General features: G+C 67.9%; 16 protein-coding genes and 2 pseudogenes. 13 read left to right on the forward strand and 5 right to left on the reverse strand.

All coding sequences use genetic code 11. The features are described 5' to 3' along the window. The first annotated feature begins 22 nt into the window (after positions 1-22). Entirely contained in the window at positions 23-754 is a 732-nt protein-coding gene (locus G6N56_RS18410) for a trimeric intracellular cation channel family protein (protein WP_085254377.1), read from the forward strand. Here G6N56_RS18410 and G6N56_RS18415 read toward each other — a convergent pair. From G6N56_RS18415 to G6N56_RS18425, 3 genes are all read right to left on the reverse strand, one after another. Next, the gene (locus G6N56_RS18415) at positions 690-2006 is read right to left on the reverse strand and encodes a metal-dependent hydrolase family protein (RefSeq protein WP_085254378.1); all 1317 of its coding nucleotides are present in this window, start codon (positions 2004-2006) and stop codon (positions 690-692) included. The two genes, G6N56_RS18410 and G6N56_RS18415, sit on opposite strands and share 65 nt — an antisense overlap. Before the next feature lie 62 nt (positions 2007-2068). After that, positions 2069-2968: a hypothetical protein gene (locus tag G6N56_RS18420; RefSeq protein WP_085254379.1), complete on the reverse strand. Its 900-nt coding sequence runs from the start codon at positions 2966-2968 to the stop codon at positions 2069-2071. A gap of 172 nt (positions 2969-3140) precedes the next feature. Beyond that, positions 3141-4337 (reverse strand): PucR family transcriptional regulator, encoded by a 1197-nt coding sequence (locus G6N56_RS18425; protein ID WP_085254380.1) that lies wholly within the window; start codon positions 4335-4337, stop codon positions 3141-3143. Positions 4338-4529: 192 nt separating this feature from the next. On the opposite strand from G6N56_RS18425, the gene G6N56_RS29510 reads away from it, so the two are divergent. Further along, a complete protein-coding gene (locus G6N56_RS29510; protein WP_264020428.1) occupies positions 4530-4655 on the forward strand; it encodes a hypothetical protein in 126 nt (41 codons plus the stop codon). 7 nt (positions 4656-4662) lie between these two features. Beyond that, positions 4663-6150 carry a LuxR C-terminal-related transcriptional regulator gene (locus G6N56_RS18430; protein WP_158090679.1) on the forward strand — a complete coding sequence of 496 codons (1488 nt, stop codon included), beginning with the start codon at positions 4663-4665 and terminating at the stop codon, positions 6148-6150. Between the two features lie 11 nt (positions 6151-6161). Here the strand turns inward: G6N56_RS18430 and G6N56_RS18435 are convergent, their stop codons facing one another. After that, positions 6162-6845, reverse strand: coding sequence for a DUF427 domain-containing protein (locus G6N56_RS18435; protein ID WP_085254382.1), 684 nt, complete (start codon positions 6843-6845; stop codon positions 6162-6164). 52 nt (positions 6846-6897) lie between these two features. On the opposite strand from G6N56_RS18435, the pseudogene G6N56_RS18440 reads away from it, so the two are divergent. The 7 genes and pseudogenes from G6N56_RS18440 to G6N56_RS18470 all read left to right on the forward strand — a co-directional run. Beyond that, positions 6898-7308: pseudogene (locus G6N56_RS18440) on the forward strand (hypothetical protein); the annotation flags it as partial. Between the two features lie 26 nt (positions 7309-7334). Further along, a complete protein-coding gene (locus G6N56_RS18445; protein WP_085254383.1) occupies positions 7335-8516 on the forward strand; it encodes a CaiB/BaiF CoA transferase family protein in 1182 nt (393 codons plus the stop codon). Between the two features lie 156 nt (positions 8517-8672). Further along, positions 8673-9260, forward strand: a complete 588-nt coding sequence (locus G6N56_RS18450; protein ID WP_085254384.1) for a hypothetical protein — start codon at positions 8673-8675, stop codon at positions 9258-9260. Positions 9261-9339: 79 nt separating this feature from the next. After that, positions 9340-10533, forward strand: coding sequence for an enolase C-terminal domain-like protein (locus tag G6N56_RS18455; RefSeq protein WP_085254385.1), 1194 nt, complete (start codon positions 9340-9342; stop codon positions 10531-10533). Between the two features lie 30 nt (positions 10534-10563). After that, positions 10564-11871 carry a hydroxyacid-oxoacid transhydrogenase gene (locus tag G6N56_RS18460; protein ID WP_085254386.1) on the forward strand — a complete coding sequence of 436 codons (1308 nt, stop codon included), beginning with the start codon at positions 10564-10566 and terminating at the stop codon, positions 11869-11871. A 4-nt stretch (positions 11872-11875) separates the two neighbouring features. Then, entirely contained in the window at positions 11876-12346 is a 471-nt protein-coding gene (locus tag G6N56_RS18465; protein WP_085254387.1) for an acyl-CoA thioesterase, read from the forward strand. Between the two features lie 55 nt (positions 12347-12401). Beyond that, positions 12402-12842 carry an SRPBCC family protein gene (locus G6N56_RS18470; protein WP_085254388.1) on the forward strand — a complete coding sequence of 147 codons (441 nt, stop codon included), beginning with the start codon at positions 12402-12404 and terminating at the stop codon, positions 12840-12842. 7 nt (positions 12843-12849) lie between these two features. Here the strand turns inward: G6N56_RS18470 and G6N56_RS18475 are convergent, their stop codons facing one another. Then, positions 12850-13542, reverse strand: a complete 693-nt coding sequence (locus G6N56_RS18475) for a GntR family transcriptional regulator (RefSeq protein WP_085254389.1) — start codon at positions 13540-13542, stop codon at positions 12850-12852. Positions 13543-13680: 138 nt separating this feature from the next. Here G6N56_RS18475 and fadD5 point away from each other — a divergent pair. The 3 genes and pseudogenes from fadD5 to G6N56_RS18490 all read left to right on the forward strand — a co-directional run bounded on the left by fadD5 (position 13681) and on the right by G6N56_RS18490 (position 17184). Then, positions 13681-15359 (forward strand): annotated as a pseudogene (gene fadD5 / locus G6N56_RS18480) (fatty-acid--CoA ligase FadD5). Between the two features lie 138 nt (positions 15360-15497). After that, entirely contained in the window at positions 15498-16313 is an 816-nt protein-coding gene (locus G6N56_RS18485) for an MlaE family ABC transporter permease (protein WP_085254391.1), read from the forward strand. Between the two features lies 1 nt (position 16314). Further along, positions 16315-17184, forward strand: a complete 870-nt coding sequence (locus G6N56_RS18490) for an MlaE family ABC transporter permease (RefSeq protein WP_085254392.1) — start codon at positions 16315-16317, stop codon at positions 17182-17184.

The raw sequence follows: 17184 nt of genomic DNA on the forward strand, positions 1-17184 counted from the left end.
GCGCGACGGGCGGGGCTGGTGCATGAGCGCCGCACTGAGCGAGCTGTCGCATGCCGTCGATCTGGCCGGAGTGTTCGCCAACGCGGTGCTCGGCGGTGTCGTCGCCCGGCAGTTGCGGATGGACCCTGTGGGGTTCGTGGGGCTGGCTATCGTGTCCGGCCTCGGAGGCGGCGTGGTCCGGGACACGCTGTTACAGCATGGGCCACCCGTTGCGCTGACCGACTCCCGTTATGTGGGAACCGCATTGGCGGGAGCTTTGCTGGCCTTTGTGGCACCCTTGCGGGGTCGGCTGTGGGCCGTAGCCTATCCCGTCATCGACGCGTTGGCGTTGGGCACATGGGCGGCGGTCGGCGCGCAAAAGACGCTGGCGGTTGGCTTGGGCTGGCTGCCCGCGCTGCTGCTCGGCACGATTACCGCGGTCGGCGGTGGTGTGTTGCGCGATCTGACAGTAGGGCGTATCCCGCAGATCTTCGGCGGCAACACGCTTTACGCAACCTGCGCGGTGGCTGCCAGCGGAGTGGAGGTGGCGTTCAGCTTCAGCGGCGCGCCGGCACAGGGCACGCTGTTTGCCACCGCCGTGGGTGCGGGACTGTGCATGCTGGCCCGGTGGCGCGGCTGGCAACTCGGCCAGGGTTTGGCCTGGGAGTACGGGATCGAGCGGCGGCCGGGAAAACGGCTTCCCCGTTTCACTATCCGGGTGCAGAGCAACCAGCGTTGCCGGGCGGCGGCATCCTCGGCGCCCGACGGTCAGTGACGACCATTCCGTCCTTTACGATGAGGGCAATGTTGTTGGCGGGGTCCGCCAGCACGGAGAGGTCTGCGAGCGGATCGCCGTTGATCAGCAGCACGTCTGCCCAAGCGCCGACGGTGATCTCACCCAGTCGTGCCGACCTGTACGGGTCCCGTTCACCGGACAGCCGCATCAGGGCGGCATTGCCGGAGGTCACCATCTTCAGGGCTTCGGCATTGGTGAAGTATTCCGCGAGCCGAACCAGCATCTCGCTTTGCCGCGCGTTGCTCTGAGGCTCGAACAGTAGGTCGGTACCCCAGGCAAGCTTGACCCCATGCTTTTTGGCCCACCGGTACACCCGGTCCGTGCCGTCACATACCTGCCGATTCTTCTGTGCGCTATCCGGGTTGACGAAGCTGTGGTCGTGCTCGGCGAACGGCTGCATCGAGAGCCAGACGTCGCGCTCCGCCAACAGGGCCACCGTCGCCTCGTCGGCCAGATGGCCGTGCTCGATCGACTTCACACCCGCCTCGACGGCCCGCCGGATAGCCGCGACGTTGTACACATGGGTGGCCACATATGTCCCGTAATCCTGGGCGGATTGCACCGCCATCCGGAGCTCCCCGGGTGTGAATTGCACCGTGTAGAGCGGATCGTAAATCGAAGCCACACCGCCGCCCACCATCAGCTTGATCTGCGAGGCGCCGAGTCTCAATTGCTCGCGGACGGCGGCCAGGACCCGGTCCGCGCCGTCGGCAACACGCATGAACCCGATTTGTTCGGCGCGTGACGGCGCACCGCCCAACGCCGTGGGTGGTTCGTAGACGAAACCGAAATCGCCGTGGCCGCCGGTCTGCGAAATCGCCGCCTGACTCGGGTAGATGCGCGGCCCTAGTTCAGGCTGCGTGTCGATGACGTTCTTGATCCCAACGGTGTCTCCGCCCATGTCGCGCACCGTCGTGAAGCCCCGGAGCAGGGTGTCCTTGGCGCGAGCCAAAGTTGTTGCGGCCAGCTCAGTCTGAGAGGCCAACACCAGTCGTGCCGGCGTGTTGGCCATGCCGACCAGGTGTATGTGGGCGTCGCTCATCCCGGGCATCAATGCCCGACCGGCACCGTCGATGACGGTGGTGCGCGAGGATTCCGGGATCGGTGAGGTCTCCACGGCGGCAATGGTGTGACCCTCGATAAGGACATGCCCGGAGCGCATTCGGTCCGATAACCCGTCGAAAATTTCCACGTTCTTCAACAGCAGTAGCCTGCCGTCACGGTGGTTCATCCAAGACCTCCTAAACCGTCGGACAATCTCATGCAGCTCCGATGTCTGCGCGTTCGCTTCCGTCAGAGCACTGCCAACGCCAAGCCTGTCAGTCCGGCTGGGAGCCTGGCCAATTCGCGGTCGGTCCCGTCGGCGAGGTTCACGCAGCGGATGGAGCCCGACAGGTCGCCGACGTAGTACGTTTCGCCGTCGAGGGTGGCGAGTCCGATGGCCTCGTGGTAGCCCCGCGAAACAACCTGCGGTGTACCGATGTCCGGCTGCACCCTGGCTCGGTTGAGCGTGTTACCGCCCGGGCCGGCGCCTCGATCCGTCCAGGCCAGCATTTCCCCATCTTGCAGGTCGAGGTCGATGGGCTCTGGGAGGCCGGCCCACAATAGTTCGATATCGTCGCGTTCGAGCGGGGTGCGCCCCTGCGGAATGTCAATCGAGGCCCGGAAGATGCGACCCTGGCCCGCATCAGGGGCGCCCTTTTGAGACCAATAGACCAGGCCTCGGACGGCATCCACGGCGATGCCCACGCAATGGTTGCGCCCGTCACGGGCGTCGGCGCCGATGCCGGCACTCACGAGTGTTTCGAGGCGAGATCCGTCCAGATCGCAGCGCAGCACCTGCATGCCTTCCCGGTCACACCAGTACAGCTTGCCGGCGGTGAAGTCGGCCGTCAGCTGCTTGCCGGTGGTGAACGCCCCCCGAGGCACGATCGTGCGGCGGTGGCTGCCGTCGAGGTCGACGCGCTCAAGCGATCCATTGCGGGTGAGAAAGGTTGGTTCGGCCCCCGGCTGGGCGCCCGGATCGGGGGCGCCCATGTTGGTCCAGTAGATGTGGCCATGTCGTTGGTCGACGACGATGCCGTCGGGTCCCTCGTCGAGATCACTGACTACGGTGCGGACCCGCGAACCGTCCATCGACACCGCCTGCATGGCCCGCGTGGTCGCCAGGTTCAGCACGATCAGTTCGATCACGCCTCACTCCTTCGCTGCAACTCCGGTGGACGCGTCACGCCGCTTGTCCCATGGTCTGACGCGCCGGACCCCGGGGTCGTTGGACGGGCATCAAGAATTTCGGCGCCGGGATGTGACGGGACGCAAGGTGGGCGCAGGGGCTGCACGCTACCGCGTCTCGACGACTCCCCATTTACCATTCGTGCCAATAGGCTTGAAAAGCCAGGCAGAGTTCGGTGAGATCCCGCGGCGCCGACAACGACCGGCCGGTGTGCTGCTCGACGCGGCGCAGGCGATACCGCACGGTGTTGGGGTGGCAGAAGAGACGGTCGGCCGCATCGTTGATCGAACCGTCGCAGTCGATCCAGACCCGAAGCGTTTCGAGTAACACGTCACGTTCGTTGCCGGTCTGATGGTCGAAGTGGCCCAGCATCGTTCTCGCCAGCTTTCGGGTGACCCGCGGCGCGGAGACCGCGAGCGCGGCGAGAGGGGAGTCGTCGAAGACCGTGACCAGTTGGGTCTGGACGCGGTCGTTGACCGCGACCCGCGCGTAGCGCAGCGCCTCCGCGGTGTCCCCCAGGTCGTCGAACGGGGGACTGACCCCGACCCGCGCGGCCGCGATTCGTGCCAACAATCCCAACAGCGACGCGTAGCGGGTCTCGTTCGGGACAGCGGCTATGCCGGCGTGCACATCCGGCAACACCAGCCACGCGGAAAAGACGTCGAGGCTGCGCAGCATCGCCGCCGCGCCCGGGAGGGCCGGACTTCCGGACGTCGCGCACTTGGCGGCGACCACGACGTACGGCCCGCATCGGGGCAAGCCCAGAGCCTCGGCGACTTCCCATAACGACCGATGGTCACTCAGCCGGCTCTGGAAGAGCGCCTCTGTGAGCCGCAGCCGCTCGGCGTGGCCGTCGATCAGCTGCTGTCGCATCTGCTGGTCGTGGGCGGCCGCCATCGCGTCGGTGCAGAGATCCTGGGCGTGCCACAGCCACGTCGCCGCTCGCAGGAGATCTTCGCGGCTGATGTCCGGCCGCGGCCCGGCAAGATCGGCCACCGCCTTCCACATCTGGTGAAATCCGATTCTGAAAGCCGACATCACCGCCGGCAACGGCACTCCGGCCTCGGCCTGCCGCCGGCCGCTCGTGGCTGCCGGCGAAGTATCGATCATCGCGCCGCCCATGCCGTCGAGCAAGCTTCGCAGAATGCCGTCGCAGCTGGCCGCCAGCGCCTCATCGGCGACGAGCGACGTTGTTGCGTAGAAGGGCACAGCGCGTCGAACGCGCGAAACGATCTGCCGGCAAAGCTTTTCGAGGCGAGGCTCCAGCGCTTCGGCGATCGGCAGTAGGCGAACCCGATCAGCCGGGATGGTTGCGTTGGAATACAGCATCCGCTTCGCCTTTGATCCTTCCGATGACCGCAGGGGGCGACCCACTCCGATGATGGCCCGAGTGACAGCGCCCTTGAATCCTCAAGACCTGGTAGTCATCGCGTCGACGGCATTGACCAGTGCCCCGTCGGGGAGCCGGTAAGTCGATTCGGATGCCCGGTGGTGCCCGTGTCGAGGCGATACACTTCCGGCATGATTTACGCCCGGAGCTGGGGCGGGCGCGAAGTCATCGAGTGCGGTCCTGTCGCCCCGCATGCCGGCCGCACCGGTCTGCTGCTGTCGGTCGAGGGCTCCAGGTGCGACCGCGATCGGGGGTGAGTGCCCAATGAATCCGGCACGGCGCTCGTCGGCAATCGTGGACGGCGGTACCTTGCCTTCCGCGCTGCGCGGCGAAATGATGTTCACCTCGAAGTGCGGCAGTGACGCTGCCTCGGCTCTGATCGAGCTGGCCGAGGCGCACGCGCCCCACGACGCTGACGTGGCTCGTGAGCTCTATCTCGAGGCGCTCTCGACGGTCCTCTTTGCCGGTCGCCTGGCCGGTGGCGATGGCGTCCTGAAGGTCGCGATGGCCGCCGTGGCCGCACCCCCGCCGGGGCGAACTCCCCGCCCAGTGGATCTCTTGTTGGATGGGTTGACGACGCTCATCAACGGGGGCTCGGAGGGTGTGGGACTGGTCTGCAAGGCGGTGCACGGTTTCTGCCGCTCGGACGAAACAGATCTCGATGACGGCACGCGATGGCTGTGGCTTGCATGCCACGCCGCCATCGTTGCCTGGGACGATCGGGCATGGCAGCTGTTGCCGGCTCGACAGGCGGCCCTCGCTCGCCGGGCCGAGAACCGGCGGGTACTTCCCGTCGCGCTGCACTCTCTGGCGGCCGTGCTGGCCTGGAGCGGTGACTTCCCGGTGGCGCGGCAACTGATCGCAGAGGCCGATGCGATCACAAACGCGTTGTCGACGACGGTATTTCCCTATGCGGCACTTCCGATCGCCGCATGGGAAGGTGACCGCGTCGAGGTACAGCGACTGATACGGGCGGGCACACAACAGGCCCTCGCTCGAGGCGAGGGAATGGGATTGGCGTCAATCGAGTTGGCGACTGCGCTGCTGTGCAACGGGCTGGGGCGCTACGAGCAGGCTCTCACCGCGGCCCGGAACGGCAGCGAGCACCCGGACGAGCTTTGGTCAAACTTCTTCCTACCCGAACTAGTAGAAGCCGCAACGCATTGCGGGCAGATGGGCGCTGCGGAGCACGCAGTGAAACTGCTTGCGGAGAGCACGCAGGCGTCCGGCACCGATTGGGCTCTGGGGACCTACGCGTGCTCGCAGGCACTCGTCAGCGACGGTGACGGCGCCGAACGACTTTATCGCGAGGCGGTCGAGCGGCTCGACCGTACGAATCTGCGTCCGGCTGCCGCGCGTGCGCGGCTGTCCTACGGCGAATGGCTGCGCCGGCAAAGGCGACCGAGCGAAGCCCGCGCCCAGCTGCGTCAGGCCTACCGGATGTTTATCGGGATCGGTATGGCAGCTTTTGCTGAACGAACTCGGCTGGAGCTCGAGGCCGCCGGTGAATGCATATGCGAGAAGCGGCATCCCGGGGCCCGTTGCGGCCTGACCCCGCGCGAGGCCCAGGTTGCCGCGTTGGCCGCCGGCGGAGCCACCAACGCCGAGATCGGCGCGCAGCTGTTCATTAGCCCCAATACGGTCGCCTACCACTTGCGCAAGGTGTTTGCCAAACTGGACGTCACCGCGCGCCGCCAACTCGGCGTCACGCTCAGGCACGAATCAGACAGCTTCAACGACTCGCCGTGGTGACCCGGTAGCGTTCACCTGTGGGTGGCCGGAAGCTCGGCGTGGACGTCGACGCGAGCGGCGTCGAAGCTGAGAAACCCTTTGATAGGAAGGCTTTCCGGGGGTGGATCCGCATAACTCCAGGCAGCGTCCTCGATAACGCGGTCGCCGAGGTCAACCGACCAATAGGTCGCGAAACCCTTGTAGTTGCAATAGGTCGACATGTCCGACCGCCGTAGCAGGTCGGTGCGCACGTACGTGGGGTCGACGTAGAGGCGCGGCTCGAGCGCGGTCTCGAACACGACCACCGTGTCGTGCGTGTCGACCAGGATTGTGCCGTCGACGGCGGCGCGTAGGTGCCGGCGGGTGCGGCGGCAGTCGACGCGGTGGTACGGATTCGGCGGGTAGTGAACGAGTTTCCTGCCCTCCTCGAGCCAGGTGTCTACCGCGCCCCAGGGCACGCGAACGAATCCGGGCGCATCCGGCTCGGGTTCCGTTGGTAGGTGCCGTATTTCGTCGGCCGGGAAGGCGTAGCTGAGTGGTTGCCCGCGCCGGTGCACCAGCAGCGCGCGCTCTGTATCGATCACCAGACGCCCGTCGCGCAGCGCCTGCACCCGCCGGGGATGGGGCTCGGCGTAGACCACCTCGGCGGGTATGCCCGGCGAGAACCACCCGGCCGGATCGCCGCTCAGCGGTCCCCGGCCGGCTACCAGACTCATGGGTCAACTGTGTCAGTTACGGCGCCGGTTAACCACACGCGAACCCGGCTTGGCGGCGTTGGCGGCGTTCGTGCGGTGTCGGGACCTGACGTGTCGCTGGCCCGGCTGCGACGTGCCCGCGAGCGGCTGCGAGGTGCCCCACCCACCACCCGGTCAAAACCTTCTCGGGCTGGACCGACCAGCAACTGCCCGACGGCACCGCGATCCTGACCTCTCCGTCCGGCCATGCCGACGTCACCATCCCTGGCAGCGCCCTGCCGTGGGCGGCATGCCCGCCCCCGAAACCCAGCCCGACGACCACTGCGCTGAGCGCACCGCCGTGGTGCCCCGCCGCACCCGCACCCACGCCCGACACCGCGCCGCGCGCATGGCCACCGAACGCCGGCACAACCGCCAAACCCGCCTCGGCCAACACGCCGGGCCCGCCCCACCCGAGGCTGACGAGGACCCACCACCCTGCTGACGGGGCGGCTGATTACTGTCCCTTGCATGGCCGGACCGCTGGAAGGCATCAAAGTCGTGGAGCTCGGCGTATGGGTTGCCGGGCCGGCCACTGGCGGCATCCTCGCCGACTGGGGCGCCGACGTCGTCAAGATCGAACCGCCCTCCGGCGACCCGGGGCGCATGTTCGGGCGCATGCTGGGGTGCGACCTCGGCGTCAACCCGCCCTTCGAGATGGACAACCGCTCGAAGCGAAGCATCGTCCTCGACCTCACCGAGGAGGCGGGCCGGGACACCGCATTCGAATTGCTCTCGGCGGCCGACGTATTCGTGACGAACGTGCGTCCCGGTGCGTTGCGGCGCCTCGGGCTCGACCACGAGTCGGTGTCGGACCGCCTGCCGCGCCTGATCTACGGCCTTATCACGGGATACGGCGAGGCCGGTCCCGACGCAGACCGGGCCGCCTACGACGTCGCCGCGTTCTGGTCCCGAGCCGGGATCGCCCACCTGCTCACCCGGCCCGGTGACACCCCGCCGTTCCAGCGCGGCGGCATGGGCGACCATTCGGCGGGCATGAGCCTGGCCGCCGCGGTTTGCGCCGCTCTGGTCGCCCGGCAGCGCACGGGCACCGGCCAGCTGGTGACCACCTCGCTGTATCGCCAGGGCGCGTACACGGTCAGCTTCGACCTCAACACCTATTTGCTCACCGGCCAGCCCATCGCCATCGGGCAACGCGAATCGATGGGCAACCCGTGCATGAACAACTACGCGGCCGGCGACGGGCGGCGGTTCTGGATCGTCGGGCTCGAGGGCGAGCGGCATTGGCCCGCGCTGTGCCGCGCCGTGGGGCGCCCCGAGTGGTTGACCGATCCGCGGTTCGACACCGCGCGGCAGCGCGCCGCCAACGCGGTGGACCTCATCGCCGAACTGGACCGCATCTTCGCCGCCCGGCCGCTCGACGAATGGGCCGACGTATTCGCGGGGGAGCCCGACTTCTTCTGGTCGCCGATCAACTCCGTCGAGGACGTGATCGCCGACGAGCAGTTCCACGCGGCGGGCGGCTTGGTGGACGTCCCCGTCGACGTCCCCGACGGCGAGGCCGGCGTTCCGATGGTGGCGACGCCCGCCGATTTCCACGGCACGCCGTGGGTGCCGCGTTCGGCGGCACCGCGACTCGGGCAGCACACCAACGAGATCCTCGCCGAGCTCGAGGCCCGCAGGCGGCCCTGACCGGCCCGTCGCAGCTTTACAAAATCCCGCTCAAGTGTCACTCTGTCGGATAGTCGCATCACCCGCTGCGTGACGCGGCGACAGCCTGACAAGTCCGAAACAAGCCCACAGGCGCGCCAACCGCACCGTTGGCGTTCGGCGGTGAGGAATGGATCGATGGTCGCTCCAACGTTCGACGTCCGCGAGACCAGTCGGGCCACGACAGCACGGGCAATCCGTGCCGACGGCGAGTGTCTGCGCTATCGACTCGAGGTCGTGGCGGCCAGCGCCGCCGACGTCGTGGAGTCCGCCGGGGGGTGGCTGTACGACCGGGTGATGGCCGGCTGGGAGGTGACCGCGCTGCTGCCGCACGGGGGCGACACCCGGCCGCTGCGCATTCTTGGCATCGCCGTCGCGGACCTGCCGTCACGCATCGGCGAGGAGGATCCGGCGAGGCATAGCCTCGCCGTCAGCGCCGAGGCATTTGCCGCCGACGCGGGCGTTCGCCGGCGAGTCCTCACTTCCCTCGACGCCCGGACGACCGAAGTGGCCCTGTGGGGCCACGCGGGTCAGGGCTGGCCGCTGGGCGTCCACCGGGTGACGGCCAAGGCGCAGCACGTGCTCAGCGCGGCGGCGCGCACCTACAAGGGTTACGCGCTCGCGGCCGCCGGCATCTCCTGCGGCGCAGTGAATCCCATTGAGACGCTGCTGTGCGACATGACCACCCACTCACCGGCCGGCGCGCAGCTGATCCAGCTCGACTGATGGGTGGCCCGTGAATCGACGGGTCGCGGGACCTTCGCCTCTACTCTGAGCGCGCGCGCCCTCGGCAGAATTCCGTGCCATGAAGATCACCGGTGTGCAGGTCGTCCCGTTCGAAACATTCGTCGATCGGATCTCGTTCGGCCAGCTGATGACCGACTACCGCGTGGTGCAGACCGTGACCAAGATCCTCACCGACGAGGGCGTCGAGGGTTACTACCTCGGCGGTCACTTCCACGGCGACCAGGACGGCCTGCTGCCGGGAGATCAGGCCCTGCTCACCCAGTTCCTGGGCCCACTGCTCGCCGGCCAGGACCCGCTGGACCGGGCCGAAATCTGGCGGCAGCTGTGGGCGGCCAAGCTCCCCGAGAATGTCTGCAGTGTGATCGATTTGGCTTTGTGGGATCTGGCGGGCCGCGTGGCCGGGCTGCCGGTGCACAAGCTGCTCGGGGGCGCCCGCGACCGGGTCAAGGCCTACGCCAGCAGCTTCAACAATCTCGGCTCACCGGACCAGTACGCCGCGCACGCGGCCGAGTGCAAGCAACGCGGGTATCGCGCCTACAAGATCCACCCCTATCACTATTGGAATCCCGCGACGGGCCAACCCGCGCTGCCCCGGCCGTCGTACGTGGACTGGGACATCCAGGCGTGCCGCGAGGTGCGCGCGGCGGTCGGCGACGACATGGTGCTGATGTTCGACCCCTGGGGCACCTACCACACCTACGACGACGCGCTTCGCGTCGGCCGCGAGCTCGAAAGGCTCGGCTTCTACTGGTACGAGCACCCGATGCCCGAGTACCGGGTGGAGTCCTACGTCAAGCTCGCCCGCGAACTCGACATCCCCATCTGCTCCCCGGAAATCGCGGAGGGCGGCATCTATACCCGGGCGGACTGGATCCTGCGCGACGCCTCCGACATCAGCCGCATCGACGTGCTGCGCGGCGGCATCACCGGGGTGATGAAGCTGGCCGCGATGTGCGAGGCGGTCGGCATGCGCTGCGAACTACACATGAGCGGCTTCGGCAACTTGCAGGTCCTCGGTGCGACCAGCGAAGACGTCTGCGAGTACTACGAACGCGGGCTGCTCGGGCCCGGCGCCCGCTACGACAGCGCGCCGCCCTATCTCGAGGCGCCCTGCGATCCGCTCGGCGCGGACGGGTTCGTCGAGATACCGTCGACGCCCGGCCTGGGCTACCAGATCCGTTGGGACTACATCGAGCAACACCGCCTTCCCGACACGACCGTGGAACCGGTGGCGCCCATGCACCCTCGGTAGGCCGGGCACGGTCTGACAGGATGGCAGGCGATGTCCTGCTGCGATATTCCGATTCCCGCCGACGGCTGCGACGGCGCCTTCACCGTCGACTCGTCACGGGTAACGTTCGGGCGCGGTTGCCTGGCGGAGGTGGGCGACAGAGCCCGGACGCTTGGGCTGCGGCGGGTGGCGTTGTTCAGCGACGCCGACGTTGCCGCGCTGCCCGTCTTCGCGACTACTTACGACTCGCTGATCGCAGCCGGCCTGGACGTCGTCCCCTACACCGACGTCCACGTCGAGCCCACGGACGTGTCCTTTCTCCAAGCGGCGCGGTTCGCGCAGGAGTCGAAGCCCGACGGCTACATATCACTGGGCGGCGGCTCCGTTATCGACACGTGCAAGGCCGCGAACCTGTACGGCACCCATCCCGCCGACTTGCTGGCCTACGTCAACGCGCCGATCGGCGAGGGCAGGCCCGTACCCGGCCCGCTCAAGCCACACATCGCCTGCCCCACCACGGCGGGCACCGGCAGCGAGGTCACCGGGATCGCGATCTTCGACCTGTTGGCGCTGAAAGCCAAGACCGGCATCGCTTCGCACGCGCTGCGCCCGACGGAGGCGCTCGTCGACCCCGACTGCACGGCGAGCCTGCCCCGCGAGGTCGTGGCCTCGGCGGGGCTCGACGTCCTGTCTCACGCGCTCGAGTCCTACACCGCGCGTCCCTATAGCCGGCGCCGCGCCCCCGAACGGCCAAGCCTGCGACCGATGAGCCAGGGTGCCAACCCGTGGAGTGACATGGGCTGCCGGCAGGCGTTACGCACGCTGGGGCAGTTCTTCGAGCGCGCGGTGAGCGACGCCTCGGACAGCGAGGCCCGGGAACAGGTGATGTGGGCCGCCACGCTGGCGGGCATCGCGTTCGGCAACGCGGGTGTGCACGCGCCACACGGCATGGCCTACGCGGTGGCGGGGCTGGTACGTGACTTCCGTCCCTCGGGCTACCCCACCGAGGAGCCGCTCGTGCCGCATGGGATGGCCGTCATCGTCAACGCGCCCGCGGCCTTCCGCTTCACGGCGGAGGTGAGCCCAGAACGGCACTTGGAGGGGGCCCGGCTGCTCGGCGCCGACACCCGGGGCGCCGGCGCGCAGGATGCGGGCGAGGTGCTGGCTGGCGAACTCGTCCGGATCATGCGAGCGGTGGGCATGCCCAACGGGCTGAGCGGGGTCGGCTACACCGACGACGACGTGGCGGCTCTGACCGAAGGCGCTTACCCCCAGCAGCGCCTGCTGCAGAACGCTCCGCGCGAGATGAGCAAACCGGTCCTGGCGGACCTGTTCCGGAACGCCCTGCGGTACTGGTAGGGCCATGGGTTCGGCTCCTTCGGTACCGCCCGCGCCGGACGGGCTCACCGGCGCCGACTTCCCGGTGCGCTGGCCCGTCGGAACCAGGTGGGTCGACAACGACATGTTCGGCCACCTCAACAACGCCGTGTACTACCAGCTGTTCGACACGGCGATCAATGCCTGGATCAACACGAGCACCGGCCTGGACCCGCTCACCACGCCCGCGCTCGGCGTCGTCGCCGAGTCGGGCTGCCGCTACTTCTCCGAAGTGCACTTCCCGGAGGACCTCGCCGTGGGCATCGCGGTGACCCGCCTCGGGCGCAGCAGCGTCACCTACCGGCTGGCGGTGTTCCGGCCGCGGGACCCGGCGGGACCGATCCCCGCGCTCGGGCACTGGGTGCACGTCTACGTCGACCGGGCCAGCCGCAAACCGGTGCCGATCCCCGACGCCATCCGGGAGCTGCTGTCGACGGCGCGCGTCGATCGGGCGTGAGATCGCCCCTACCGCCGCCTCTTTCGCCGCGCTGGCGCCCCGTTATGCTTCGCCCATGCCAGTTTTGAGCAAGACGGTCGAGGTCGGCGCCGACGCCGCGATGATCCTCGGGATCGTCGCCGACTTCGAGGCCTACCCGCAGTGGAACGAAGAGATCCAAGGCCTTTGGGTTCTCGCCCGCTACGACGACGGGCGCCCCAGCCAGCTGAGGCTCGACGCCGACTACCAAGGCATGCAGGCCACGTTCATCCAGGCCGTGTACTACCCGGGGGAGAACCAGATCCAGACCGTCCTGCAGCAGGGCGACCTGTTCAGCAAGCAGGAGCAACTGTTCAGCGTGGTGGAGACCGGCGCGTCGAGCCTGCTGACCGTGGACATGGACGTCGAGACGACGATGCCGATCCCCGCGCCGATGGTGAAGTCGCTGGCCGGCAACGTTCTGGACCACCTCGCCGAGAACCTGAAGCGGCGCGCCGAGCAGCTGGCCGCCCAGTAAACACCCGCTAGTCAAAAATTCCGAGCCGGTCCCGCATCTCAGTCAGGCGGCCGGCCGCATCGGTGAATTGCCAGACGGTGTGTTCGATCACGGCGACGGCGTCCCGCTGGCGCAACGCCGCGATCAGTCGGCGGTGATTGTCGATTGCGGCCGCACCCCAGTGCGGGTCGCCGGCGTACACCAGCACCGGCATGTAGCGCGCGGCGTTGAGGAGGAACCAGGCCAGCTTGATCCGGCCGCTGGCCTGGTTGAAGACCCGGTGGAACGCGAACTCGATGCCCGCGATCGTTTCGGCGTCGGCGGATCCGACGGCAGCCTCGAGCGCGTCGTTGATGCGCTCGAGCTCGTTGATCTGGGCTTCGGTGATGTGCTCGGTGGCCGCCGCCGCCAGCTCCCGCGCGATGGTGGCCTGCAGCCAGAAGATGTCCTCGATGTCCTGGCGGGTGAGTGGCAGCACGACGTGGCCGCGGTGCGGCTCCAGCTGCACCATGCCCTCGCCGCGGAGTTTCAGCAGCGCCTCCCGCACCGGTGTGATGCTGACCCCGAGCTCGGCCGCGGTCTCGTCGAGCCGGATGAACGTTCCGGCGCGCAGTTTGCCGGCCATGATCGCGGCCCGCAGGCGGCCCGCCACCTCGTCGGACAACTGCGCCCGGCGCAGCGGACGCCGGCTCCGCGGCTGCGTTGATATCGGTGGGTTCACGTCGGCTGCCTGGGCTTATCGGGGGCTTGTCAGGGCTTGTCAGAGCGTCGACAAAGCCATAGTGTGACCCAGACAACACCAACTTTTATCAAATATCAACCTGGCGCAAGCGGTGCCTGAGTGAAGGGGAGTGTTCGGTTGACCGCGCAATTGGCCGGCCATCTGGCGCAGGGGTCACGGGAGGGCGACCAGTTGTATCGCGCCCGGCGGCAGAACTGGGTCACTCAGCTGGAACGTCATGCGCTGATGCAGCCGGACGCCACGGCGCTGCGGTTCCTCGGCAACACCGTGACGTGGGCGCAGCTGCAGAGGCGCGTCGCGGCGCTGGCGGATGCCCTGAGTCGCCGGGGGGTCGGGTTCGGCGACCGGGTCATGATCCTGATGCTCAACCGGACCGAGTTCGTCGAGTCGGTGCTGGCGATCAACGCGTTGGGCGGGATCGCGGTCCCGCTGAACTTCCGGCTCACCCCCGCCGAGATCGCCTTCCTGGTCGAAGACTGCGAAGCGCGGGCGATGATCACCGAACCCGTGCTCGCCGCCGTCGCCACCGGGGTCCGCGAGATCCAGCCGCTGGTGGACACGGTCATCGTCGCGGGCCGCTCCACCGACGACGCCGTGCTCGGTTACGAAGACCTGATCGACGAGCCCGGCGAGGCGCACCAGCCGGTCGACATCCCCACCGACTCGCCGGCGCTGATCATGTACACGTCGGGCACCACCGGCCGGCCCAAGGGCGCCGTGCTCACCCACGCCAACCTGGCCGGGCAGACGATGACGGGCCTCTACACCAACGGCGCGGACCTCAACAACGACGTCGGCTTCATCGGCGTCCCGTTCTTCCACATCGCCGGGATCGGCAACATGCTGACGCCGATGACGCTCGGCACCCCGACGGTGATCTACCCGCTCGGCGCGTTCGACCCCGGCCAGCTGCTCGACGTGCTGGCGGCGGAGAAGGTCACCGGGATCTTCCTGGTTCCCGCGCAGTGGCAGGCGGTGTGCGCCGAACAGCGGGCGCGCCCTCGGGACCTGAAGCTGCGGGTGATCTCGTGGGGGGCGGCGCCGGCGCCCGACGCGCTGCTGCGGGAGATGTCGGCGACCTTCCCGGGGACGCAGATCCTTGCCGCGTTCGGCCAGACGGAGATGTCGCCGGTGACGTGCATGCTGCTCGGCGAGGACGCGATCCGCAAGCGCGGCTCGGTCGGCAAGGTCATCCCGACGGTCGCGGCTCGCGTGGTCGACGAGAACATGAACGACGTGCCGGTCGGCGAGGTCGGCGAAATCGTCTACCGCGCGCCCACCTTGATGAGTGGCTACTGGAACAACCCGGAGGCCACCGCCGAAGCGTTCGCGGGCGGCTGGTTCCACTCCGGCGACCTCGTCCGGATGGACGAAGAGGGCTACGTCTGGGTGGTGGACCGCAAGAAGGACATGATCATCTCCGGCGGGGAGAACATCTACTGCGCGGAGGTGGAGAACGTTCTCGCCGGCCATCCCAGCATCGTCGAGGTGGCCGTCATCGGCCGCAGCCACGAGAAGTGGGGCGAGGTACCGATCGCGGTCGCCGCGGTCACCGACGAGGCGTTGCGGCTCGACCATCTGGCCGATTTCCTGGCCGAGCGGTTAGCCCGCTACAAGCACCCCAAAGCGCTGGAGATCGTCGACGCGCTGCCCCGCAACCCTTCAGGGAAGGTGCTCAAGACTGAGCTGCGGGTCCGTTACGGGGCCGCAAATTTTATCGAAATACGTTCCGATGCAAGGGATTCGATGAACGGCGAGGGAGGCTGACGGCACCTGTAACGTTTGCCTGCTGTTGACGAAGGGTTAATTGTGGAGATGCGGTTCACACGTGCGAAACCATCGGGTACATTCCTGTGGTCGCCGTTACTACCTGCGAGTAGGGAGCCGATGATCACACCTGTGAGGTCGGGGCGAGCAGGCGTGAGGGGGGAGCGGTGACGTCCACGTCGACGGGTCGGCAGGGCCCCCAGTTGGTGGGTTATCTGCGCGACCAACTGCAGACGCCGCTGACCCTGATCGGTGGGTTCTTCCGGATGTGCGTGCTGACCGGACGGGCGCTGTTTCGGTGGCCCTTCCAGTGGCGGGAATTCATCCTGCAGTGCTGGTTCATCATGCGGGTGGCGTTCCTGCCGACGATCATGGTTTCGATCCCGCTGACCGTGCTGCTGATCTTCACCCTCAACGTCTTGCTGGCCCAGTTCGGCGCCGCCGACCTCTCCGGTGCCGGCGCGGCGATCGGCGCGGTGACCCAGCTCGGACCGCTGACCACCGTGCTGGTGGTGGCCGGCGCCGGCTCGACGGCGATCTGCGCGGACCTCGGTGCCCGCACCATTCGCGAGGAGATCGACGCCATGGAGGTCCTCGGCATCGACCCGATCCACCGCTTGGTGGTCCCCCGGGTGATCGCCGCGACCCTGGTCGCCACGCTGCTCAACGGCTTGGTGATCACCGTCGGCCTGGTGGGCGGCTACCTATTCGGGGTGTACCTGCAGAATGTCTCGGGCGGTGCCTACCTCGCGACCCTGACCACCATCACCGGCCTGCCCGAGGTGGTCATCGCCACCCTCAAGGCCGCGATCTTCGGGCTCATCGCCGGCCTGGTCGGTTGCTTCCGCGGGCTGACGGTGCGCGGCGGCTCCAAGGGCCTTGGCACGGCCGTGAACGAGACCGTCGTGCTGTGCGTCGTCGCGCTGTATGCGGTCAACGTGGTGCTCACCACCATCGGTGTTCGGTTCGGGACGGGACGCTGAGATGTCGACCGCTGCCGTGTTGCGCGCCCGGTTCCCCCGGGCGGTGGAGAACGTCAACCGCTATGGCGGCGCCGTGGTCCGGGCGATCGACGACATCGGTCAGATGGCGTGGTTCGGCGCCGTCGCCGTCGGGCACATGCCGCACGCGCTGCGCAATTACCGCAAGGAGACGCTGCGCCTGATCGCCCAGATCGGCATGGGCACCGGTGCGATGGCCGTCGTCGGCGGCACCGTCGCGATCGTCGGGTTCGTCACGCTGTCCGGTAGTTCCCTGGTCGCCATCCAGGGGTTTGCGTCGCTGGGCAACATCGGGGTCGAGGCCTTCACCGGGTTCTTCGCCGCGCTGATCAACGTGCGCATCGCCGCCCCGGTCGTCACCGGGATCGCGATGGCCGCCACCGTCGGCGCCGGCGCGACCGCCGAGCTGGGAGCCATGCGCATCAGCGAGGAGATCGACGCCCTGGAAGTCATGGGCATCAAGTCGATCTCGTTCCTGGCGACCACCCGCATCATGGCCGGCCTCGTCGTGATCATTCCGCTGTACGCGCTGGCCATGATCATGTCGTTCCTGTCCCCGCAGATCACCACGACCGTGCTCTACGGGCAGTCCAACGGAACCTACGAGCACTACTTCCGGACGTTCCTGCGACCCGACGACGTGTTCTGGTCGTTCCTCGAGGCCATCATCATCACCGGGGTGGTGATGATCACCCACTGCTTCTACGGTTACAACGCCGGCGGCGGGCCCGTCGGCGTCGGCGAGGCCGTCGGCCGCTCCATGCGGTTCTCGCTGGTGTCGGTGCAGGTTGTCGTTTTGGCCGCAGCGTTGGCGCTCTACGGCGTCAACCCGAACTTCGCGCTCACGGTGTAG

This window comes from Mycobacterium saskatchewanense, from assembly GCF_010729105.1.
GTDB lineage: Bacteria > Actinomycetota > Actinomycetes > Mycobacteriales > Mycobacteriaceae > Mycobacterium > Mycobacterium saskatchewanense.

What these genes read in the sequence shown, in the direction of transcription:
- G6N56_RS18410 (WP_085254377.1), top strand. Translation starts at nt 23, where the DNA reads ATGAGCGCCGCACTGAGCGAGCTGTCGCATGCCGTCGATCTGGCCGGA.
- G6N56_RS18415 (WP_085254378.1), bottom strand. Translation starts at nt 2,006, where the DNA reads ATGAACCACCGTGACGGCAGGCTACTGCTGTTGAAGAACGTGGAAATT.
- G6N56_RS18425 (WP_085254380.1), bottom strand. Translation starts at nt 4,337, where the DNA reads ATGCTGTATTCCAACGCAACCATCCCGGCTGATCGGGTTCGCCTACTG.
- G6N56_RS29510 (WP_264020428.1), top strand. Translation starts at nt 4,530, where the DNA reads ATGATTTACGCCCGGAGCTGGGGCGGGCGCGAAGTCATCGAGTGCGGT.
- G6N56_RS18430 (WP_158090679.1), top strand. Translation starts at nt 4,663, where the DNA reads ATGAATCCGGCACGGCGCTCGTCGGCAATCGTGGACGGCGGTACCTTG.
- G6N56_RS18435 (WP_085254382.1), bottom strand. Translation starts at nt 6,845, where the DNA reads ATGAGTCTGGTAGCCGGCCGGGGACCGCTGAGCGGCGATCCGGCCGGG.
- G6N56_RS18445 (WP_085254383.1), top strand. Translation starts at nt 7,335, where the DNA reads ATGGCCGGACCGCTGGAAGGCATCAAAGTCGTGGAGCTCGGCGTATGG.
- G6N56_RS18450 (WP_085254384.1), top strand. Translation starts at nt 8,673, where the DNA reads ATGGTCGCTCCAACGTTCGACGTCCGCGAGACCAGTCGGGCCACGACA.
- G6N56_RS18455 (WP_085254385.1), top strand. Translation starts at nt 9,340, where the DNA reads ATGAAGATCACCGGTGTGCAGGTCGTCCCGTTCGAAACATTCGTCGAT.
- G6N56_RS18460 (WP_085254386.1), top strand. Translation starts at nt 10,564, where the DNA reads ATGTCCTGCTGCGATATTCCGATTCCCGCCGACGGCTGCGACGGCGCC.
- G6N56_RS18465 (WP_085254387.1), top strand. Translation starts at nt 11,876, where the DNA reads ATGGGTTCGGCTCCTTCGGTACCGCCCGCGCCGGACGGGCTCACCGGC.
- G6N56_RS18470 (WP_085254388.1), top strand. Translation starts at nt 12,402, where the DNA reads ATGCCAGTTTTGAGCAAGACGGTCGAGGTCGGCGCCGACGCCGCGATG.
- G6N56_RS18490 (WP_085254392.1), top strand. Translation starts at nt 16,315, where the DNA reads ATGTCGACCGCTGCCGTGTTGCGCGCCCGGTTCCCCCGGGCGGTGGAG.